15 protein-coding genes, 1 other RNA gene and 1 pseudogene are annotated in these 17,333 nt (G+C 40.2%); 9 read left to right on the forward strand and 8 right to left on the reverse strand.

Annotation, left to right across the window (positions count from 1 at the left end; all coding sequences use genetic code 11):
• Positions 1 to 383: 383 nt before the first annotated feature.
• Positions 384 to 1,316, reverse strand: a complete 933-nt coding sequence (locus C3F22_RS09370) for an IS5-like element IS17 family transposase (protein WP_104426403.1) — start codon at positions 1,314 to 1,316, stop codon at positions 384 to 386.
• A 340-nt stretch (positions 1,317 to 1,656) separates the two neighbouring features.
• A protein-coding gene (locus C3F22_RS09375) for an IS5 family transposase (RefSeq protein WP_104426404.1) occupies positions 1,657 to 2,479 on the reverse strand; the annotation gives its coding sequence in 2 pieces (ribosomal slippage) (positions 1,657 to 2,097 and positions 2,099 to 2,479; 822 coding nt in all).
• 35 nt (positions 2,480 to 2,514) lie between these two features.
• Here C3F22_RS09375 and C3F22_RS09380 point away from each other — a divergent pair.
• Positions 2,515 to 3,480 (forward strand): annotated as a pseudogene (locus tag C3F22_RS09380) (acyltransferase family protein); the annotation flags it as partial.
• Positions 3,481 to 3,678: 198 nt separating this feature from the next.
• On the opposite strand, the gene C3F22_RS09385 reads toward C3F22_RS09380, so the two are convergent.
• From C3F22_RS09385 to C3F22_RS09400, 4 genes are all read right to left on the reverse strand, one after another.
• Positions 3,679 to 4,823, reverse strand: a protein-coding gene (locus C3F22_RS09385; protein WP_100834114.1) for an IS3-like element ISAba14 family transposase whose coding sequence is annotated in 2 segments (ribosomal slippage) — positions 3,679 to 4,559 and positions 4,559 to 4,823 — 1,146 coding nt in all. Because the reading frame shifts where the segments join, the coding sequence is not laid out codon by codon here.
• 132 nt (positions 4,824 to 4,955) lie between these two features.
• On the reverse strand, positions 4,956 to 5,195 hold the full coding sequence (locus C3F22_RS09390) for a DUF378 domain-containing protein (protein WP_034703714.1): 240 nt from the start codon (positions 5,193 to 5,195) through the stop codon (positions 4,956 to 4,958).
• A 393-nt stretch (positions 5,196 to 5,588) separates the two neighbouring features.
• Entirely contained in the window at positions 5,589 to 6,923 is a 1,335-nt protein-coding gene (gene pepP / locus C3F22_RS09395) for a Xaa-Pro aminopeptidase (RefSeq protein ID WP_104426406.1), read from the reverse strand.
• A 151-nt stretch (positions 6,924 to 7,074) separates the two neighbouring features.
• Complete coding sequence (locus tag C3F22_RS09400) at positions 7,075 to 7,707, reverse strand: UPF0149 family protein (RefSeq protein ID WP_104426407.1); 633 nt, start codon at positions 7,705 to 7,707, stop codon at positions 7,075 to 7,077.
• Between the two features lie 65 nt (positions 7,708 to 7,772).
• Between C3F22_RS09400 and C3F22_RS09405 the strand changes: the two genes are divergently transcribed.
• The 5 genes from C3F22_RS09405 (at position 7,773) to lon (ending at position 12,340) form a co-directional block, all read left to right on the forward strand.
• Positions 7,773 to 8,330: a hypothetical protein gene (locus tag C3F22_RS09405; protein WP_104426408.1), complete on the forward strand. Its 558-nt coding sequence runs from the start codon at positions 7,773 to 7,775 to the stop codon at positions 8,328 to 8,330.
• On the forward strand, positions 8,327 to 8,614 hold the full coding sequence (locus C3F22_RS09410; RefSeq protein ID WP_104426409.1) for a cell division protein ZapA: 288 nt from the start codon (positions 8,327 to 8,329) through the stop codon (positions 8,612 to 8,614). The genes C3F22_RS09405 and C3F22_RS09410 overlap by 4 nt, the downstream gene beginning before the upstream one ends.
• 97 nt (positions 8,615 to 8,711) lie before the next feature.
• Positions 8,712 to 8,896: non-coding RNA, 6S RNA (gene ssrS / locus C3F22_RS09415), on the forward strand.
• 288 nt (positions 8,897 to 9,184) lie between these two features.
• Entirely contained in the window at positions 9,185 to 9,766 is a 582-nt protein-coding gene (locus tag C3F22_RS09420) for a 5-formyltetrahydrofolate cyclo-ligase (protein WP_034170526.1), read from the forward strand.
• 147 nt (positions 9,767 to 9,913) lie between these two features.
• Positions 9,914 to 12,340 carry an endopeptidase La gene (lon, locus tag C3F22_RS09425; RefSeq protein WP_104426410.1) on the forward strand — a complete coding sequence of 809 codons (2,427 nt, stop codon included), beginning with the start codon at positions 9,914 to 9,916 and terminating at the stop codon, positions 12,338 to 12,340.
• Between the two features lie 65 nt (positions 12,341 to 12,405).
• Here the strand turns inward: lon and C3F22_RS09430 are convergent, their stop codons facing one another.
• Positions 12,406 to 13,365 carry a M28 family peptidase gene (locus C3F22_RS09430; protein ID WP_104426411.1) on the reverse strand — a complete coding sequence of 320 codons (960 nt, stop codon included), beginning with the start codon at positions 13,363 to 13,365 and terminating at the stop codon, positions 12,406 to 12,408.
• Between the two features lie 155 nt (positions 13,366 to 13,520).
• On the opposite strand from C3F22_RS09430, the gene rlmH reads away from it, so the two are divergent.
• From rlmH to C3F22_RS09445, 3 genes are all read left to right on the forward strand, one after another.
• A complete protein-coding gene (rlmH, locus tag C3F22_RS09435) occupies positions 13,521 to 14,003 on the forward strand; it encodes a 23S rRNA (pseudouridine(1915)-N(3))-methyltransferase RlmH (protein ID WP_004782895.1) in 483 nt (160 codons plus the stop codon).
• A gap of 106 nt (positions 14,004 to 14,109) precedes the next feature.
• Positions 14,110 to 14,886, forward strand: a complete 777-nt coding sequence (locus C3F22_RS09440) for a dioxygenase (protein WP_034170485.1) — start codon at positions 14,110 to 14,112, stop codon at positions 14,884 to 14,886.
• 139 nt (positions 14,887 to 15,025) lie between these two features.
• On the forward strand, positions 15,026 to 15,808 hold the full coding sequence (locus C3F22_RS09445) for an META and DUF4377 domain-containing protein (protein ID WP_104426412.1): 783 nt from the start codon (positions 15,026 to 15,028) through the stop codon (positions 15,806 to 15,808).
• Between the two features lie 72 nt (positions 15,809 to 15,880).
• Here C3F22_RS09445 and gdhA read toward each other — a convergent pair whose 3' ends face one another.
• Positions 15,881 to 17,224: an NADP-specific glutamate dehydrogenase gene (gene gdhA / locus C3F22_RS09450; protein WP_034170487.1), complete on the reverse strand. Its 1,344-nt coding sequence runs from the start codon at positions 17,222 to 17,224 to the stop codon at positions 15,881 to 15,883.
• Positions 17,225 to 17,333: the final 109 nt, after the last annotated feature.

The raw sequence follows: 17,333 nt of genomic DNA on the forward strand, positions 1-17,333 counted from the left end.
TACCAAGCTAACCAATACGAAAAACCCCAGCAGGATGCCGGGGTTTTTTATTATCTAATGATTAAAAATTTGAATATAGTATCAAGGTTTCTAAACAGAAATCTTAGCAATTACTGTTAAATATATCTTTCATTTATGTATAGAAAATTCCCAAATTTTGGTGTGAAGAAGATACTGTATACGTGATCTTTGAATTGATTCATAAATGGTTTCTGGAATTTCTTTGATTAAGCTGAGCACTTTTACTTTTTATTAAAATTTTGAAATATATTTTAAGCTGGTTAATAAATAATAATAATTAATAAAAAATTCATTTTTTACAGTTTCCAAAGGCTTTGTTGCACAAAGATTTGAAATGCAAAGCGCCCCTAATTGAGCCAAATTTAAGGCGTAACTTGGGTAAGTGGTCGACCTAATTCCGTAAATCGGTTGAGGACTGCTACACGTGCATGAATTTCATTCACCTGACTAGGAAAGCTTCTTGCCATTAATTTATCGCCTAATAATTTGATGCAATGCATCTTGGTTTCCACCAAACTGCGGCGATGATAGCCTGACCATTTTTTCCATAATGTCCTGCCTAAACGTGTAACTGTTCGAAGTAATTCATTTCGCTCTAGCGAGCTACTCTTTGTATCTTTCCATGGTTTCGCATTTTTTCTAGGTGGAATCACCGCATGTGCTTGCCGATCTGCAATGACCTGACGGCATTGCTTGGTGTCATAAGCTCCATCGGTATAAACAGAGTCAATCTGCTCATCTTGTGGAATCTGATTAAGTAAATCACCAAGCACCTGTGAATCACTGACATTATTGGTTGTGAGCTGAATAGCGCGTATTTGTAGGGTTTTGGCATCTATACCAATATGTAGTTTACGCCATTGGCGACGATATTCAGCTCCATGTTTCTTGCGTTTCCATTCGCCCTCACCTAGAAACTTCATGCCTGTAGAGTCTACGAGTAGATGCAGCCCATCGCTACTTTTTTGGTAGCTGATTGCAATATCAATATGCTTTTGTCTTCTACAAAGCGTACTGTAATCTGGTGCTGTCCAATTTAATCCGCAAAGTTTAATCAGACTTTGCACAAAGCCAGTGACCATACGTAAAGACAAACGGAATAAGGATTTAATCATTAAGCAGCATTGGATAGCTGCGTCGGAGTAGGTTTGATTTCGCCCTTGTTTGCCTTTTGATAGAGCATACCATTGCGTAGCAGGATCAAACCAAATGGCAATATTTCCGCGACTCATGAGTGCTCGGTTATATGCGGGCCAATTGGTTGTGCGGTAGATTTTGTGTGTAGGCTTCTTCATTTGAAAATTATATCGCTGAAAAAGCCTTTACAGATAGGTTTGTGCAACAAAGCCGTTTCCAAAACTCTAGTGAATATTTAAGTTTCCGTAAAATACGGCTACTTTTATATAAAACCAACTGTAATATTTTTTGATTAAATAATTAGTAATATTCACGGTCTTTCATAAGGTATATTTGTTAGACAAACATTGAGTATGGTAGTTTAAATTAAATACTTTAATAAAATAATAACTATGCTTTATTCAGTGCAATTTCTTAGGGGGATTGCTGCCTTAATGGTAGTTATAAGCCATACCTCCTTTAAAGGACAACAATACAATAGACCTCTTGCGAAAGTCGTTATTGCAAATTTATCCGATTTACCAGTGCAGCGATTAAGTTAATACGTAAACCAAATCTTTTCCGCCTATTTCTATAGCGTTCACTTAATATTCTGAATGTTTTCAATTGACTATTGATGTGTTCGATCACAACCCTTATTTTCCCAATCATCCTATTGTACTTTTTCTCAGCATCAAATAAGGGTAAATTCTTCTTTTTCTTTATTGGCATCAATAATTTAAAGCCATCTTGCTCTAACCCATAGTACCCTAAATCGGTCATAACATAGTCACAATGTTTGAATTTCTTAACTGTTTTTCTTGCCAATTTAATATCATGCTGACTGCCAGACGATATATCTACTCCTATGATTTGTTTGCTCTTCGGATGATAGATCACTTGGGCTTTTAACGTATGTTTCTTCTTTTTACCACTGTAGAACTTACTCTGATTTTTTTTTCGAGCGTTCTATTAAACATTCTGTCGCATCAATAATTACCCAGTTAAATTGTTCGTCTGCTGTGGTAATGCTTCGTTTTGGCAGGGTAAAACGTCTTGATTTCATTAATGCATCTTCAACCTTTTTAATAGTTCGATTCACATTACTTTCAGCGATATGGTAATTTGCCGCCAATTCCAATTGGGTGTTGTAGCTCCGTAAGTAATTGAGTGTTAATAATAATTGATCCTCTATAGCTAAAGTATGAGGACGCCCTAATTTCTTTTTAAGTGATTCTGCTTCTTTTAAAACTTCGACCATTTCACTAAAAACTGCTCGAGGTACACCAACCAAGCGCTGGAATTCAGAATCTGAAAAACGATTTAATTTCTGATATTTCATGAAATCTATATTGAGGCAGTTTTTACTTTCGCAAGAGGTCTAATGTTGATACGCTCCAGTGGTATCACATAGGTGGTTCTGGCGTTGATTTATTTTTCATAATCTCTGGCTTTATTATGTGTTATACAACATATAATAAAAAAGTTAATTTTCTAAATTTCATGAGAAACCGATTCATCAGAATTATTCCTCTTTATTGGGTTCTCAGTTTTTTTGCTTTAATTGTATTTGTTATTTCTCCAAATCTTATAAATTCATCCGGTGGTGAAACAGGTATTTTCGAATCCTTCTTCTTAATTCCGAATGGCAGTAAATTTTTAATTAATAATGGATGGACCTTAAGCTATGAATTTTATTATTATTTTATATTTTCATTTTTCCTAATCTTTTTATTAAAAGACTTATATAAATATCTTTCTATCATTCTATATTTTTCAGTTGTTGTGGCTACAGGTTTAATACTCCAACCAAAATCTGAATTTCTGATATTTTTAACCCATAACCTTCTGCTTGAATTCGCTCTAGGCGTTCTGGCATTTATCATTATAAAAAATACTAAGCTTTCACGATTAATGTCTATATTTATGATTCTTGTCGGTGCTTCCCTATTAGCCTATCAAAACTTTTATAAATTGCCTGATTTCATCACCTTAAGATCATTAAAAATTGGGATCCCGATGTTTTTCATTTTTGTTGGATGCGTAGCTTTAGAAGACTTAATCACAGAAACTAAATCACTAATTTTAAGATTCTTTAATCATCTTGGAGATTCATCTTACTCTTTATATTTGATTCATCCTTTTACTTTAAGCCCAGTTGCTATGGTTTTAAACAAACTCAATATATTAAACCCTTACCTATTTAGTTCCATACTTATTACCTCTTCGATCTTGGCAGGTTCTATTACGTATCTAGTTTTAGAAAAAAGATTAATTAAATTAGGCAAAGAACCATTTAATTTCTTTAGGTATTTTTATCCGGTAGATAGAAAAAACTTATAGATATTTTTTGATCACTTTATACGGTTTTTATTGATTTAAAATTTTATCTAGGTTGACCAATTTAAAGACGAAAAACGGAGCCTAAGCTCCGTTTCTGTTAAATGCCTTTATATCTTTTAAATTAAATAATCTATTATAGAGGTGGTCCCACTTGTTTGAACAACTAAAAGCGTATTTATAAGTGATATTCCGCTCTAGTTAAGCCACCTTGTTTTGTTGGGGTAGCTGATCATAGTAAAACTCATTTGGTGTCATTTTGTCTAGACTCGAATGAGGTCGTTTCAAATTATAAAACTCAAAATATGCACTTAATTGCTTTTTCGCATCTGTGACACTGCTATAAGCTTTGAGATACACCTCTTCATATTTAACGCTCCGCCATAATCGTTCAACCATCACATTATCTACCCATCGACCTTTACCATCCATACTGATTTGAATGCCATTTGATTTCAATACATCAATAAATGCATCACTGGTGAACTGACTGCCTTGGTCTGTATTCAATATTTCAGGTGATCCATATTTTTCAATCGCTTCATTTAAAACCGAAATACAAAAATCCACCTCCATACTAATCGATACCCTATGCGCAAGTACCTTGCGGCTATGCCAATCAATCACAGCACATAAATAAACAAAGCCTTTTGCCATAGGGATATACGTTATATCCGTAGACCACACTTGATTACTGCGCTGAATAGCCAACCCTTTGAGCAGATATGGATATTTACGGTGAGCTTGATTAGCCTGGCTTAAATTTGGTTTGCAATATAACGCCTGAATACCCATTTTCTTCATTAAAGTACGTGTATGACGTCGTCCTATATGATGCCCTTGACGATTCAACAAATCACGCATCATACGACTGCCTGCAAAAGGATATTGCATATGTAATTCATCAATACATCGCATCAGCTTCAGATCTGATGAGCTAACAGGTTTTGGGCGATAATAATAACAACCACGGGAGACTTTCAGCAGCTTAGCTTGCTTAGATACTGAAATCTGAAGTGAGTCGTCGATTAACTTTTGTGGTTGAAGCGGCCCAGTTTCTTCAACACACCTTCTAAAAAATCAATTTCTAATGCCTGCTCACCGATTTTTGCATGTAACTTTTTAAGATCAATGGGGGGTTCTGATGGAGCTTTTGATTGATCGAAAGCTTGCGAGGAAGCTGAGATCAATTGATTTTTCCAGTCAATAATTTGGTTTTGATGAACATCAAATTCAGCACTCAATTCAGCAAGTGTTTTTTCTGCTTTAATCGCAGCAAGTGCTACCTTAGCTTTAAAATCATTTGAATGATTTCTTCTTGGTCTACGTGCCATAAAATACTCCATATATTGATGTTTATAACATCATTTGAGGAGCAGAATATCACTTATAGGAGTTGTTCAAATTTACGGATCCATCTCTTATAGGCATCAGTTAATTAAAAAAAATATCAATGACTTCAATTAACTTTTAGTCAGTTAACGTACTACTCGAGCTTGAGACTCATGATGTACATCACGTCGACCCAATTTTGTACCCGTATAAATCAGATACAAGGCAGACAAACCAACCAATACATATATAATTCGAGATAGTGCACTCATTTCACCAAAGATGGCAGCGACTAAATCAAAGTTAAACGCACCAACCAGACCCCAGTTGATGCCACCAATAATCGCTAAAGCATAAGCAATCCAGTCAAGCGTATTTAGTCTCATCATTTTTCTCCTGCTCTTCTTTGAGTTTATTTAAGGAACAGGTCAAGTATGAGAACGAAATCGGGATTAATATGTTGCTTTGATGCTAAAAACTGATTGGCTGTGTTGAATTCCTGTCATCTTATAATTCTCAATTTTAACAAAGTTAATTTTATTTGAATAAGTCGCGATTAACGTAAGTAAAAGTCTTGCATGTTTCTCGATAGTATCTTTGTTCTATCTAGCTATTGGATAACTTATTGCCTAAGGAATTAATCCATTTTTTCTTAAAATTTTATAAATATTCATTTTAATATCAATAAATTAAAAAATTACTATCATTCACGAATACATTTTTAACTTTCTACTATATAAAAAAGCCGGTGAGATTACCGGCTTTTTTATATCTTTCATTTAAGCAGCATGAGCTTTGGCCATTAAGGCTTCAATATCTTCCACAGTTTTCACCACTTTTGCAGTTAGCACTAGTGGGCCATTTTTGGTAGCAACCACATCATCTTCAATCCGGATTCCGATGCCACGCCATTTCGCATCCACAGTTTCATCATCTGGCGCAATGTAAAGACCTGGCTCAACGGTCACGACCATACCTTCTTCATATGCACGCCATTCACCGTTGGCTTTATATGTACCTACATCATGTACATCCATACCGAGCCAATGCCCAGTACCGTGCATATAGAACTGGCGGAAACTTTCAGTCTGGATAATTTCTTCAAGTTCCCCTTGCATAATCCCCAGATCAAGTAAACCTTGAACCAGAATGCGAACCGCCACATTATGCGGCTCTTTATAAGAATTCCCGATTTGAACAGCATTGATCGCAGCAATCTGTGCATCCAGTACGACATTATATAAAGCTTTTTGTTCCGGGCTGAATTTACCATTTACCGGGAACGTACGGGTAATGTCTGATGCATAAAACTGATATTCACAGGCAGCATCAATCAGAACCAGATTACCATCCTTCAGCTCTTTATCATTTTCCACATAATGCAGAATACAGGCATTTTCACCGCCACCGACAATACTGTTATAGGATGGTACACAGCCATTTTTACCAAAGATATAATTCAATTCAGCTTCTAAAGCATATTCCATCATGCCTGGACGAACTTTCTGCATAGCCAGTGTATGGGCTTCTGCAGAAATATCCGATGCAAGCTTCATCAGTTCAATTTCATTTTCATCTTTATGCAGACGCATTTCATCAACGATACGATCCAGCTGCATGATCTGTGCCGGTGCAGAAGTACCACGGCGGCTTTCACCACTGGCTGTTGCAATCCATTTAGCTACACGTGCATCAAATTCGGCATTGTGCCCAATCCGGTAGAAAAGCTTGTCTTTGTTCTGAAGCTTGTTGAGGATTTCCTCATCCAGTAGATCAATCGCATAAGCTTCGTCCGCTTCATAATCATCAACGGCGCCATCCACTCCGGCACGATAGCCATTCCAGATTTCCATTTCACGATCACGTTCACGGCAGAACAGACTATAGGTATAGCCTTCTTCTTCAGTATCAAAAGTTTCAATGACTGCAACTGCTTCAGGCTCAGCAAATCCGGTCAGGTAAAAGAAACTGCTGTCCGCGCGGTATTTATAATCTGCATCACGATTACGCAGGGCAACCGGGCTGGTGGCAATAATCGCGATACTACGTAATCCCATTTCCCCTGCGAGGATGTCACGACGTTCCTGAAAATCGGCTTGAGTCAGTTTCTTCATTACACCTTACTTCTTATCAATTGCTACTGTTATTTAAAATTTGATTCTGAAAACGGGTCAGATCAATTTACTATCATCTTCATGAGAAGACTCAGCAAAAAATATGCCGGTTTCAGAAACGTTTTTAATTTGTGTCTAAAACCGCTTGAACTTAACTCGGACGTTTCGGCGAGAAAATTTCAACTACAGATTGCGCTTCAGTTGCAGAAGCTGGAGCTGGAGCTTTTTGCGTGAATTTCTGCAATAAAGGTGTTTCCTCAACCTCTACTTTCTTACGACCGACGGACAGGCTTACTGGAATCAGACGAACAAACTCATACAACTCCTGATAGCTTTCTTCACCTTCGGCATCGTTATCAGAATCTTCAAACTCAACTGCTGCAACATCTTGTAAATGTTCAATCAGTTCCATTTCATCATTACGGATATGACCTGAAGCCAGACCGAAACCAAGCACTACACCTGCACACCAGTCAGCCAATGCCTGAACGCGTTCAGCCAAGCTATGCTCATCATCTGGTAGTAATGGCAGATAATCCAGTTCATCTTCAGACAGCGCATGAAATATGTCTTCTGCCTCACCTGTTAACAATTCTAATGCTTCAGGATCCAGTTCAGGAACATCTAGCGTTTCTAAAATCTGTACCCATTCATCACTTGAAGGTGCCTGAGTGACACAGACAATTCCAGTAAGCAAACCATGCAGTTCGCTTGGGCTAGAAATTTCTTCAATTGAAGAAAAATTGCGGTACCATTCTGACCAACCTGAAATATCGTCTTGCATTCGTTTATCCAATCTCTATACTGCTTTATATATTACCTTTGTTTGCAACACTGTGCGACCTCGATATGTTAGAAGAATTACAGCGTCTACAAGTGCATATTGGCGTTTTAAAAACGCGACTTGCACAACTTGAAAGTGAGAATACCAGTTTACGGGAGAAGCAAGAGGCTTCAAACGTGCAACATGAAACTCAAATTGAACAAAAAAATAGCTTTATTGCGCAAAAACAACAAGAAATCCAGAACCTCAATCAGCAACTGACAGAATCACGTAATCAGTTTCAGCATTTAAACCAGGATGCTACAGCACTGGCAGATCGTTATAGCCGTCTGGAAAAAAGTTGCACTGATCTAAAGAACCGTTTTCAGGAAATTCTGGCTGAACGTAATGAATTGCGCGTGCTGAAAGAAAAGTTATTGCTGGAACAGCGTCATGCCCAGCAGGAAATTCAGCGCCTGAATCAGGAATCTGAACGTCTTACCCAGAAAAATGAAAATGCCAAAGCTAAAGTTGAAGCCATTATTCAACGTCTGGCGATTTTGGGAACAGCCCAAGATCAAAATGCACAGGAAATTCAGCAATTGGCCCATCCTACTGAAGTGACTGAGGAAGCTTCATCATGAGTGAACAAATCGCAATCGACTTAAAGGTATTGGGTCACAGTTTCCGTCTGGCCTCCACTGCGGATCAGCAGGATGAACTACAATGTGCCGCGCAATTACTCAATGAAAAATACGATGAATTTCGCCGTAAAGCCCCTCGTATGGAACCAAGTAAACTGATCATTATGGTGGCACTGGAACTGATGCAGGAAGTATTGACGATGAATAAATCCCTGCAACAATATGCGCACTGCGAACGTTTGTTACAAACTATTTTAGAAGAAGTTGAAGAACTAACTGAATAATCGAGTTTTTTGTTTAAACTTCGGTCGTTCGACTAAACTGTTTACAGTTCACGAACAGCATAGAGTTGCCACATCGGCATTATCGTTTATACTTAGTCTAACTCTGAGATGTTCGCCAGCGGGTCAGATTCCCCTGAGCCGATATTTAAATCTTAGGATTGAGTTCTGCATATTTAGAGTGTATGCCCATCCGGTATGGGAAACCCAGCAAGTATGCGTCTCGTCCACCTTGAACTTTAGGGTTCAAGGGTAATGACATGCAGCGGCATCTTCGGAGTGCTTCTATTTTTCTCAAAATATTTCATTATTTATCTTGTTTTATAAATCTCAAATTTATTACATTTTCCTGGTTTAGCGTCCTGTATCCGTATCTTTTTTCGTCTTTTAAAAAGTTACCTGGATCTAAGTACAGATCGATTAATTCATCATAAATGTTTCATTATTTTTAAAATTCAATCAAAAATTCATACAGATGCCTATAATACTCGCTATGTTGCTACCCTCTATTTAAGTTATGGCATTTTATTAATCTAATGCCCTAAAATCTTGAAGACCATATTTATGACGACGATGAATCTTTCCGAACTTCGCAAACAGCTACGTAAACAGCGCCGTCAACTCTCTCGATTTACCCAAAAACAGACTCAACAACGTATCCTGAATATGATTCGGACTTTGCCAGAATTTCATGCAAGCAAGTCTGTGGGGGTTTATCTGGATGCTTTCGGTGAGGTTCGCACTCAGGCGCTAATTGAATACTGCTTTAAGCATCATAAACGGGTTTATCTCCCAAATATTTGCAATATGAACCAGCGGCTCACGTGGGTAGAAATCAGTCAAAATCATTATCATTCCCAGCGTTTTGCTCATCATCGGTTGGGAATGCGTGAACCCATGGCTACACGGGGGCTGCATGTCTCAAAACTGGATCTTTTGGTTATGCCACTATTAGCTTGTGATCAATATGGTACCCGGATTGGTATGGGAGGTGGCTATTATGATCGTACGCTGGCAACAGCAGCGCGCCGTCCTTTTCGCCTTGGACTGGCGCATGACTTTCAGCGTGTGTCACAACCTTTAGTCCGAGAAGTTTGGGACCAGCCTCTAGATGCCCTGCTTACGCCTACACTTTTACAACGTTTTAAGCGTTAAATGATGTATTTCCAAATACACAAGTACTTTAAAATCAAATAATTAGTAATTTTTTATACAATTTAGTCGCTATAGCCCTTGTAATTTTTAAATTACCCATCACTATTAAAAACATGGCAACACCGTTGTCACTCATTAGGAGTGCCCATGTCTGAAATTATTATGAATCAAGAAACCTTAGAGCCTCAGGTTCCAAGTGTATTACCACTTTTGGCGCTACGTGATGTGGTGGTGTATCCACACATGCAAATTGCGCTATTTGTCGGTCGTGAAAAATCGATCAATGCAGTTGATGTGGCTCGTAACAGTGACAATCTAGTATTTGTAGTTGCGCAAAAAGATTCGCTTACAGAAGAAATTGATCACGACAACCTCTATCAATACGGTACTGTCGCGAAGATTGTGCAAGTTGTGAATCACGAAAATGATGAAAACTGTATTAAAGTCCTGATTGAAGGACTGTATCGTGCCAAGCTCAAAACCATCATTGATGAAAATGAGTATTTGACTGCTGAGCATGAACTTAGCCCAATGACTGTATCAGTCGATGAAACCACTCAAGCTACGCGCTTACAGGAGCTGCGTGCCCTGTTCGCTCAGTATGCTGAAGCAAAACTTCGTAATGCTCGTGAGCTGATTGCAGCGGCGAATAAAATCGAAGACTTACTGCAGCTGTTATTCTTCGTAGCGACCCGTGTTCCTCTGAATATCGAAGTGAAACAGAAATTCCTCGAATACGACGAGTTCGATGCACATTTAACTGAGTTGATGACATATTTATTGCAACAGTCTGAAGAACAGCAGATTGAACAGACTTTGCATGACTCGGTTAAACGTCAAATGGAAAAAAACCAGCGCGAATACTTCCTGAATGAAAAAATGAAAGTCATTCAGCGCGAGCTTTCCGATATGAATGGCGGTGCAGAAGATGACGTTGCGGAAATCGAAAAACGTCTGGCTGAAGCTGATCTGCCTGAGCATGTGCGTAAGAAAGCGGAATCTGAGTTCCGTAAACTCAAAGCAATGCAACCAGCCTCTAGCGAAGCTGCGGTAGTTCGTAACTATCTGGAAGTGATTCTAGATACGCCATGGAACAAAGCCAGCAAAGTTAGCATTAACCTGAACAAAGCTCAGGAAATCCTGGATGCCGATCACTATGGTCTGGACGATGTCAAAGACCGTATTGTGGAATATCTGGCGGTTCAGTCTCGCGTGAAAAAATTACGCGGTCCAATCCTGTGTCTAGTCGGTCCTCCAGGTGTAGGTAAAACTTCCTTGGGTGAATCGATTGCCAAAGCGACTGGCCGTGAGTTTGTCCGTATGGCCCTCGGTGGTGTACGTGACGAAGCAGAAATTCGTGGTCACCGTCGTACCTACATTGGTGCGATGCCAGGTAAGATCGTGCAGTCATTGACCAAAGTTGGCGTGAAAAACCCGCTGTTCCTGCTCGATGAGATCGACAAGATGGCTCAAGACTACCGTGGTGATCCAGCTTCTGCGATGCTTGAAGTACTTGATCCATCACAGAACAACAAGTTCAACGATCACTATCTTGATCTTGACCTTGACCTGTCAGAAGTGATGTTCATCTGTACTGCCAATAGCATGAATATTCCAGAGGCCCTGCTGGACCGTATGGAAGTGATCCGTCTGCCTGGTTATACCGAAGAAGAGAAAGTTAACATTGCTGACCGTTACCTTGTTCCTAAAGCAATTAAGAACAATGGTTTACGTGCTAAAGAGTTGACTGTGCACGAAGAAGCGATTCGTGACATCGTGCGTCGTTATACTCGTGAAGCCGGTGTTCGTAACCTTGAACGTGAAGTGTCTAAAATTGCACGTAAGGTGGTGAAAGTAGCAGTTAGCAAGAAAGCTAAGAATCTTCAGGTTGAAGTGAATGCGGGTAATCTTCCAGATTACTTGGGTCCACATAAATTTGACTACGGTATGGCGGAAGAAGAAGCTCAAATCGGCCGCGTAAATGGCTTGGCTTGGACTTCAGTGGGTGGTGAGTTACTGACTATTGAAGTTGCAGCAGTACCTGGTAAAGGGAAATTCATTACTACCGGTTCACTTGGCGATGTAATGAAAGAATCGATTACCGCTGCCATGACTGTCGTTCGTACCCGTGCGGCTGAGTTAGGTATCGAAGCATCTCGCTTTGAAGAAACTGATGTGCACGTGCATTTACCAGAAGGTGCGACTCCGAAAGATGGTCCATCTGCAGGCTTGGCCCTGACGACTGCTCTAGTATCTGCATTCACCGGTATTGCGATTCGCCCAGATATTGCGATGACAGGTGAAACCAGCTTAAGTGGCCGTGCAATGCGTATCGGTGGCCTGAAAGAGAAACTGCTTGCTGCGCACCGTGGTGGCATTAAACTGGTATTCATTCCACAGGAAAACGTTCGCGACCTTGCGGAAATTCCTGAGAATGTAAAAGAAGGCTTAGAAATCAAAGCTGTTAAATCGATTGATGAGATTTTACCTTTGGCTTTGATCGATAGGCCGAAAGCACTGGTCAAACCACCAATTGTGAAAGCGAGCGAAGAAGCTAAAGCTGCACGTCATTAAGACCTAAAGGCTTTGAAAAACACCCTGCTCTGGCAGGGTGTTTTTGTATCCAAACGAAGATAATTTTAAAGACGAATCACCATATCGACCAAACCATTCACGACCTGAGCCATCTTGGTCAGATCCAGTTTATCTAAGGTATCCTGCTCGGTATTGTAGTAAGGATTACGATAATGCGCTGTGTCTGTAATCAGCATAGTTGAATAGTTAAACTTGGCATAATTCAAATAGCCAGAAAAATTCATGTCTTGAGCAAATGCCGGACTAATAAAACGCTGACAGTCTAGCCGCTTAAAACGTTGCATGGACGTGCAGTAATCTCCTGTCAAACCGGCTGATGCCAAATGTCCAATCGCAGCAATGAAGTTACCATGCCGTGGATAGATCCATTTCAAACCTGTCGGATAGGTCTGCACCAGATTTTCATCATAATAGCCAATAGAATCCAGAATAATGATACCTTTCACTTTCTTTTTCTGGGTCTTTAATGCTTTGGCATGTAAATAACTTCCCATATGTTCAGTCTTGAAATATGGTGGCTCCTCCAGTGTATAGAAAGCAAACTCGATATTATGTTTGAGTTTTGACTTTTGTAAGGCCAGTAATCGAGCTGTTTCCAGTACCCCTGCTACACCAGAAGCATTGTTATCAGCTCCATACAAGTCACTAAAGACATCATAATGGGCGCCAATAACCAGTTTGGTTTTGGCTTTGGAATTCAGCTGACATACCACATTTCTATAGCTTAGGTTATTTACAATATAGTTTTGGAACTGACATGGAATGCCAAGCAGACGCATTTGTTCTTTGAGCCATGCGGATACTCGATTCAATTCACTTGTATTTTTAAAATTCCGGTATTCGTCCACACTGATAATCTGTTTGATAAACAGTTCCAGATGTTCTGGCTGAGCCTGTTTGGAGGAAAAATTTGCAGGCGCAGCAAAGCTCATGCCTGAACTGGTTAAACCAAGAATAATTAGTAGAAAAGTACAAGATCTTTTAATAATGAAACTGGTCCGCATTTCTTATTATCCATTCCTTTATTATCAAGCGGATACTTGAATCATGGATATTAAAGCAACATTAAATTCATGATTTCAATTTCAATTTGTTTCCCTAGCTCAACTTCGTGTTGTTTGATCGTTATAATGAAGTATCTAATTATTGATCCAGTTCTATGAAAATCCGTATCTTAACCATCGGCCAGAAAATGCCGGCTTGGGTGTTGACAGGCTTTGAAGACTATTTCAAACGTATCCAGCCTTTTGTACAGACTCAGGTGGTTGAATTGCCCATGGCGAAACGGGGCAAAAACGATTCTGAAGCCGATATTCTGAAATACCGGAATATTGAAGGTGACAGTATTTTAAATGCCTTAAAACAGAATGAAGTCCTGATTGCACTAGAAGTCGGTGGACGTGAGTTTAGTACGGAAAAACTGGCTGAAACTATGAAAGGCTGGATGCTGGAAGGTCATGATATTGCCTTGGCGATTGGCGGGCCAGATGGCCATTCTGAAGCAGTCCGAAAAGCAGCAGCCTGGCATTGGTCTCTGTCTAAACTTACCTTGCCACATCCGCTAGTCCGTGTAATGCTGATTGAACAACTGTATCGTGCCATGAGCATTAACCATAATCATCCTTATCACCGTGCAGGCTGATCTGTTGATGCGTTCTGATTATGCAACGTTTTGTTGAACAATCACCCCTGCCTTTGCTTTCCTTTTTATTGCATGATTAAAACATTGAATTAATGTGGTTTGACTTATGAACTTACAGACTTTGCCCGGCTTATTTATTTCTCATGGTTCTCCCATGCTCGCGCTCAATCCTGAGCAGGTTGGCCCGGCACTGCACCGTTTAAGCCTGAATCTGCCACGTCCAACTGCCATTATTGTTATGTCGGCACATTGGGAAAGTGAAGCTCTGGAAGTCAATACAGGTATTCGTCCTGAAACTTGGCATGACTTCCGTGGCTTTCCACATGAATTGTATGAGTTACGCTACCCAGCTCCCGGCAATCCAGAGCTGGCTGAGCAAGTCTTGGGCTTATTGGCCAATGCCGGTCTCTCTGCACATGCCAACAGCACCCGTCCGCGTGATCATGGCGTCTGGATGCCGCTCTTACATATGTATCCAGAAGCAGATATCCCAGTAGTTGAAATTTCTTTGCCGATGTCGATGAGTGCAGAAGAGATTTACAAGATTGGCCAGACTTTGTCGCCACTTCGTGAGCAGCAGGTTTTCCTGATCGGGTCAGGGAGCATTACCCATAATTTGCGTGAATTGTCCTGGCAGGGAAATAGCGATGAAGTTCCGGAATGGGCATCTACCTTCCGAAACTATGTGGCCAATAAATTAACCCATAGTGATTTTGATGCCGTTCTGGACTGGCAGTCTATTCCTCAGCTAAAACGTAATCACCCAACACTGGAACACTTTGCTCCACTGTTCTTTGCTATGGGTACCGGCAACCGTTTCAGCATCGTACACAGCAGTTTTACGATGGGCGCTTTGGGGATGGATATCTACCGTTTTGACTAACCGATAGCTCCGCTTATTTAAAATCTGACTTTTTAATTTGGATACATTTTGTTAGCAAAAGCTACGATTTGTATCCATATTTTTTGCTAATCTCTTGATTATAATCACGTTGAAACTTTAGCACATAGAATATAAACAAATGAAATTCAGTATTTTTGCGCTTGCCCTACTCCCTTTGGCTTTAACTGCATGTCAATCTTCTCATCTTCCTGTCACTTCAGGAGATCCGGCTATTTCTACTCTATCTACTACATTAAAAACGCCTACACAAATTTTGCCTGCTTATACTTGGGAACTTGATCGTGGGCTGCAACGCCCGATTGTTCTGAGCTTTGATCAGCAAGGCAGACTGAGTGTCGCTTCTGGCTGTAATGGCCTTGGCACGAGCTGGACTGTTAAAGATAATACCCTGAGTACGGGTGACATGATGGGCACCATGATGGCATGTGATGCACCATTAATGGAACAGGAACGTTTTATCAGCCAGCTTCTGCAAAAGCGTGATATTCCGTTTAGTCTGGATCTAAGTGATGCCAATCAGCCGAAACTGAGTATTACTGCAGCTGATAGTCAAAAATATGTCTTTACCGGAAAAATGACACCGGAAACCAAATACCAAGGTCAGGCAGAAACCATTTTCCTAGAAGTTTCACCGCAGACTAAAGCTTGTACGGGTGTAGCTCAACAAACCTGCTTGCAAGTAAAAGAAATCAAATATGATGAAAAAGGCTTAAAGACTCAGGTCGATAAAGACTGGACTTTATTCTATGATCAGATTGAAGGTTTTCAGCATACACCGAATGAGCTTCAGATTATTCGGGTCAAACGTTATGAAATCAAAAATCCGGCAGCTGACCAGTCTAAATATGCCTATGTATTCGACATGGCTGTAGAGCGTGAAACAGTTAAAGGCGCTCTTTAAAGATAAATACTGAACATAAAAAAACCGAGGCATTCACCTCGGTTTTTTTTTCAAGCTTAAACTAAGTCAGACTTAGAATACGCCTTGAGAAAGCATTGCATCAGCAACTTTTACGAAGCCAGCGATGTTTGCGCCGTCTACATAGTTCACGGTACCGTCTTCTTTCGTACCGAATTTTACGCAATTGCGGTGAATTTCTTTCATGATCGCATGCAGACGCTCGTCAACTTCTTCGAAAGTCCAGCCTAAACGCAATGCGTTTTGAGACATTTCAAGACCAGAAGTTGCTACACCACCGGCGTTAGATGCTTTACCTGGAGCATAAAGGATTTTCGCTTCAACGAATTTCTCAACTGCTTCAAGTGTAGAAGGCATGTTCGCGCCTTCAGCAACACAGATTACGCCGTTTGCAAGAAGCGCTGCTGCATCATTCGCATCAAGTTCGTTTTGAGTCGCACATGGAAGCGCGATATCACATTTAATACCCCAAGGACGTTGACCTTCAAGGTATTCAAAACCGTGTTTAGATGCAAATTCAGAGATACGGCCACGTTTAATATTTTTCAGTTCCATCACTTCAGCAAGAAGCTCTTCAGTGAAACCGTCTTTAACGTGAACAGTACCCGCAGAGTCAGATAGAGAAACAACTTTAGCACCCAGGAACATTGCTTTTTCAGCAGCGTACTGCGCAACGTTACCAGAACCAGAGATTGTTACCACTTTATCTTTGAAGCTTTCGCCACGAGTTTTCAGCATCTCTTCAGCGAAATACACTGTACCGTAACCCGTTGCTTCTGGACGAGCCAGAGAACCACCGAAAGTCAGGCCTTTACCAGTGAATACACATGAAGTGTCATTGCTGAGTTTTTTCATCATACCAGCCATGTAACCAACTTCACGGCCACCCACACCGATATCACCCGCTGGGATATCTGTATTAGAACCAAGATGACGATATAGCTCGATGATTAACGCTTGGCAGAAACGCATGATTTCGCCTTCTGATTTGCCTTTAGGGTCAAAATCAGAACCGCCTTTACCACCGCCCATAGGCAATGTAGTCAGGGCATTTTTGAAAGTTTGCTCAAAACCGAGGAATTTCAAAATAGAAAGGTTCACTGACGGGTGGAAACGCATACCACCTTTGAATGGACCAATCGCTGAGTTGTACTGTACGCGGAACGCACGGTTAACCTGTGTTTGACCTTGGTCATCTACCCAAGCAACACGGAACTGGATCGCACGCTCAGGTTCAACTAGACGTTCTAGTAAACCATGTGCTGCGTATTGTGGATTCTTTTCAATGAATGGCCACAAACTGGTCATCACTTCTTCTACAGCTTGAAGAAATTCGGGTTGATGTGCATCACGTGATTTTACGTAATCTAGGAACTCATTAAGTGTGTTGTATTTCAACGCTTAATCCTCAGCAGAAAATGGATCAAAATTGGTCAAATTTACAATCAATGTTAAATTTTGGCGCAAAATATTAAATATCTTTTGTAACTAATCTACAATACTTTTT

This window comes from Acinetobacter sp. ACNIH1 (assembly GCF_002934695.1).
Lineage (GTDB): Bacteria > Pseudomonadota > Gammaproteobacteria > Pseudomonadales > Moraxellaceae > Acinetobacter > Acinetobacter variabilis.

Excerpts from the sequence above, each read along its gene's own strand:
- C3F22_RS09400 (WP_104426407.1), bottom strand. The coding sequence starts at position 7,707 with ATGCAAGACGATATTTCAGGTTGGTCAGAATGGTACCGCAATTTTTCT.
- rlmH (WP_004782895.1), top strand. The coding sequence starts at position 13,521 with ATGAAAATCCGTATCTTAACCATCGGCCAGAAAATGCCGGCTTGGGTG.
- C3F22_RS09390 (WP_034703714.1), bottom strand. The coding sequence starts at position 5,195 with ATGAGACTAAATACGCTTGACTGGATTGCTTATGCTTTAGCGATTATT.
- C3F22_RS09440 (WP_034170485.1), top strand. The coding sequence starts at position 14,110 with ATGAACTTACAGACTTTGCCCGGCTTATTTATTTCTCATGGTTCTCCC.
- C3F22_RS09370 (WP_104426403.1), bottom strand. The coding sequence starts at position 1,316 with ATGAAGAAGCCTACACACAAAATCTACCGCACAACCAATTGGCCCGCA.
- lon (WP_104426410.1), top strand. The coding sequence starts at position 9,914 with ATGTCTGAAATTATTATGAATCAAGAAACCTTAGAGCCTCAGGTTCCA.
- C3F22_RS09445 (WP_104426412.1), top strand. The coding sequence starts at position 15,026 with ATGAAATTCAGTATTTTTGCGCTTGCCCTACTCCCTTTGGCTTTAACT.
- C3F22_RS09405 (WP_104426408.1), top strand. The coding sequence starts at position 7,773 with ATGTTAGAAGAATTACAGCGTCTACAAGTGCATATTGGCGTTTTAAAA.
- C3F22_RS09410 (WP_104426409.1), top strand. The coding sequence starts at position 8,327 with ATGAGTGAACAAATCGCAATCGACTTAAAGGTATTGGGTCACAGTTTC.
- C3F22_RS09430 (WP_104426411.1), bottom strand. The coding sequence starts at position 13,365 with ATGCGGACCAGTTTCATTATTAAAAGATCTTGTACTTTTCTACTAATT.
- pepP (WP_104426406.1), bottom strand. The coding sequence starts at position 6,923 with ATGAAGAAACTGACTCAAGCCGATTTTCAGGAACGTCGTGACATCCTC.
- C3F22_RS09420 (WP_034170526.1), top strand. The coding sequence starts at position 9,185 with ATGAATCTTTCCGAACTTCGCAAACAGCTACGTAAACAGCGCCGTCAA.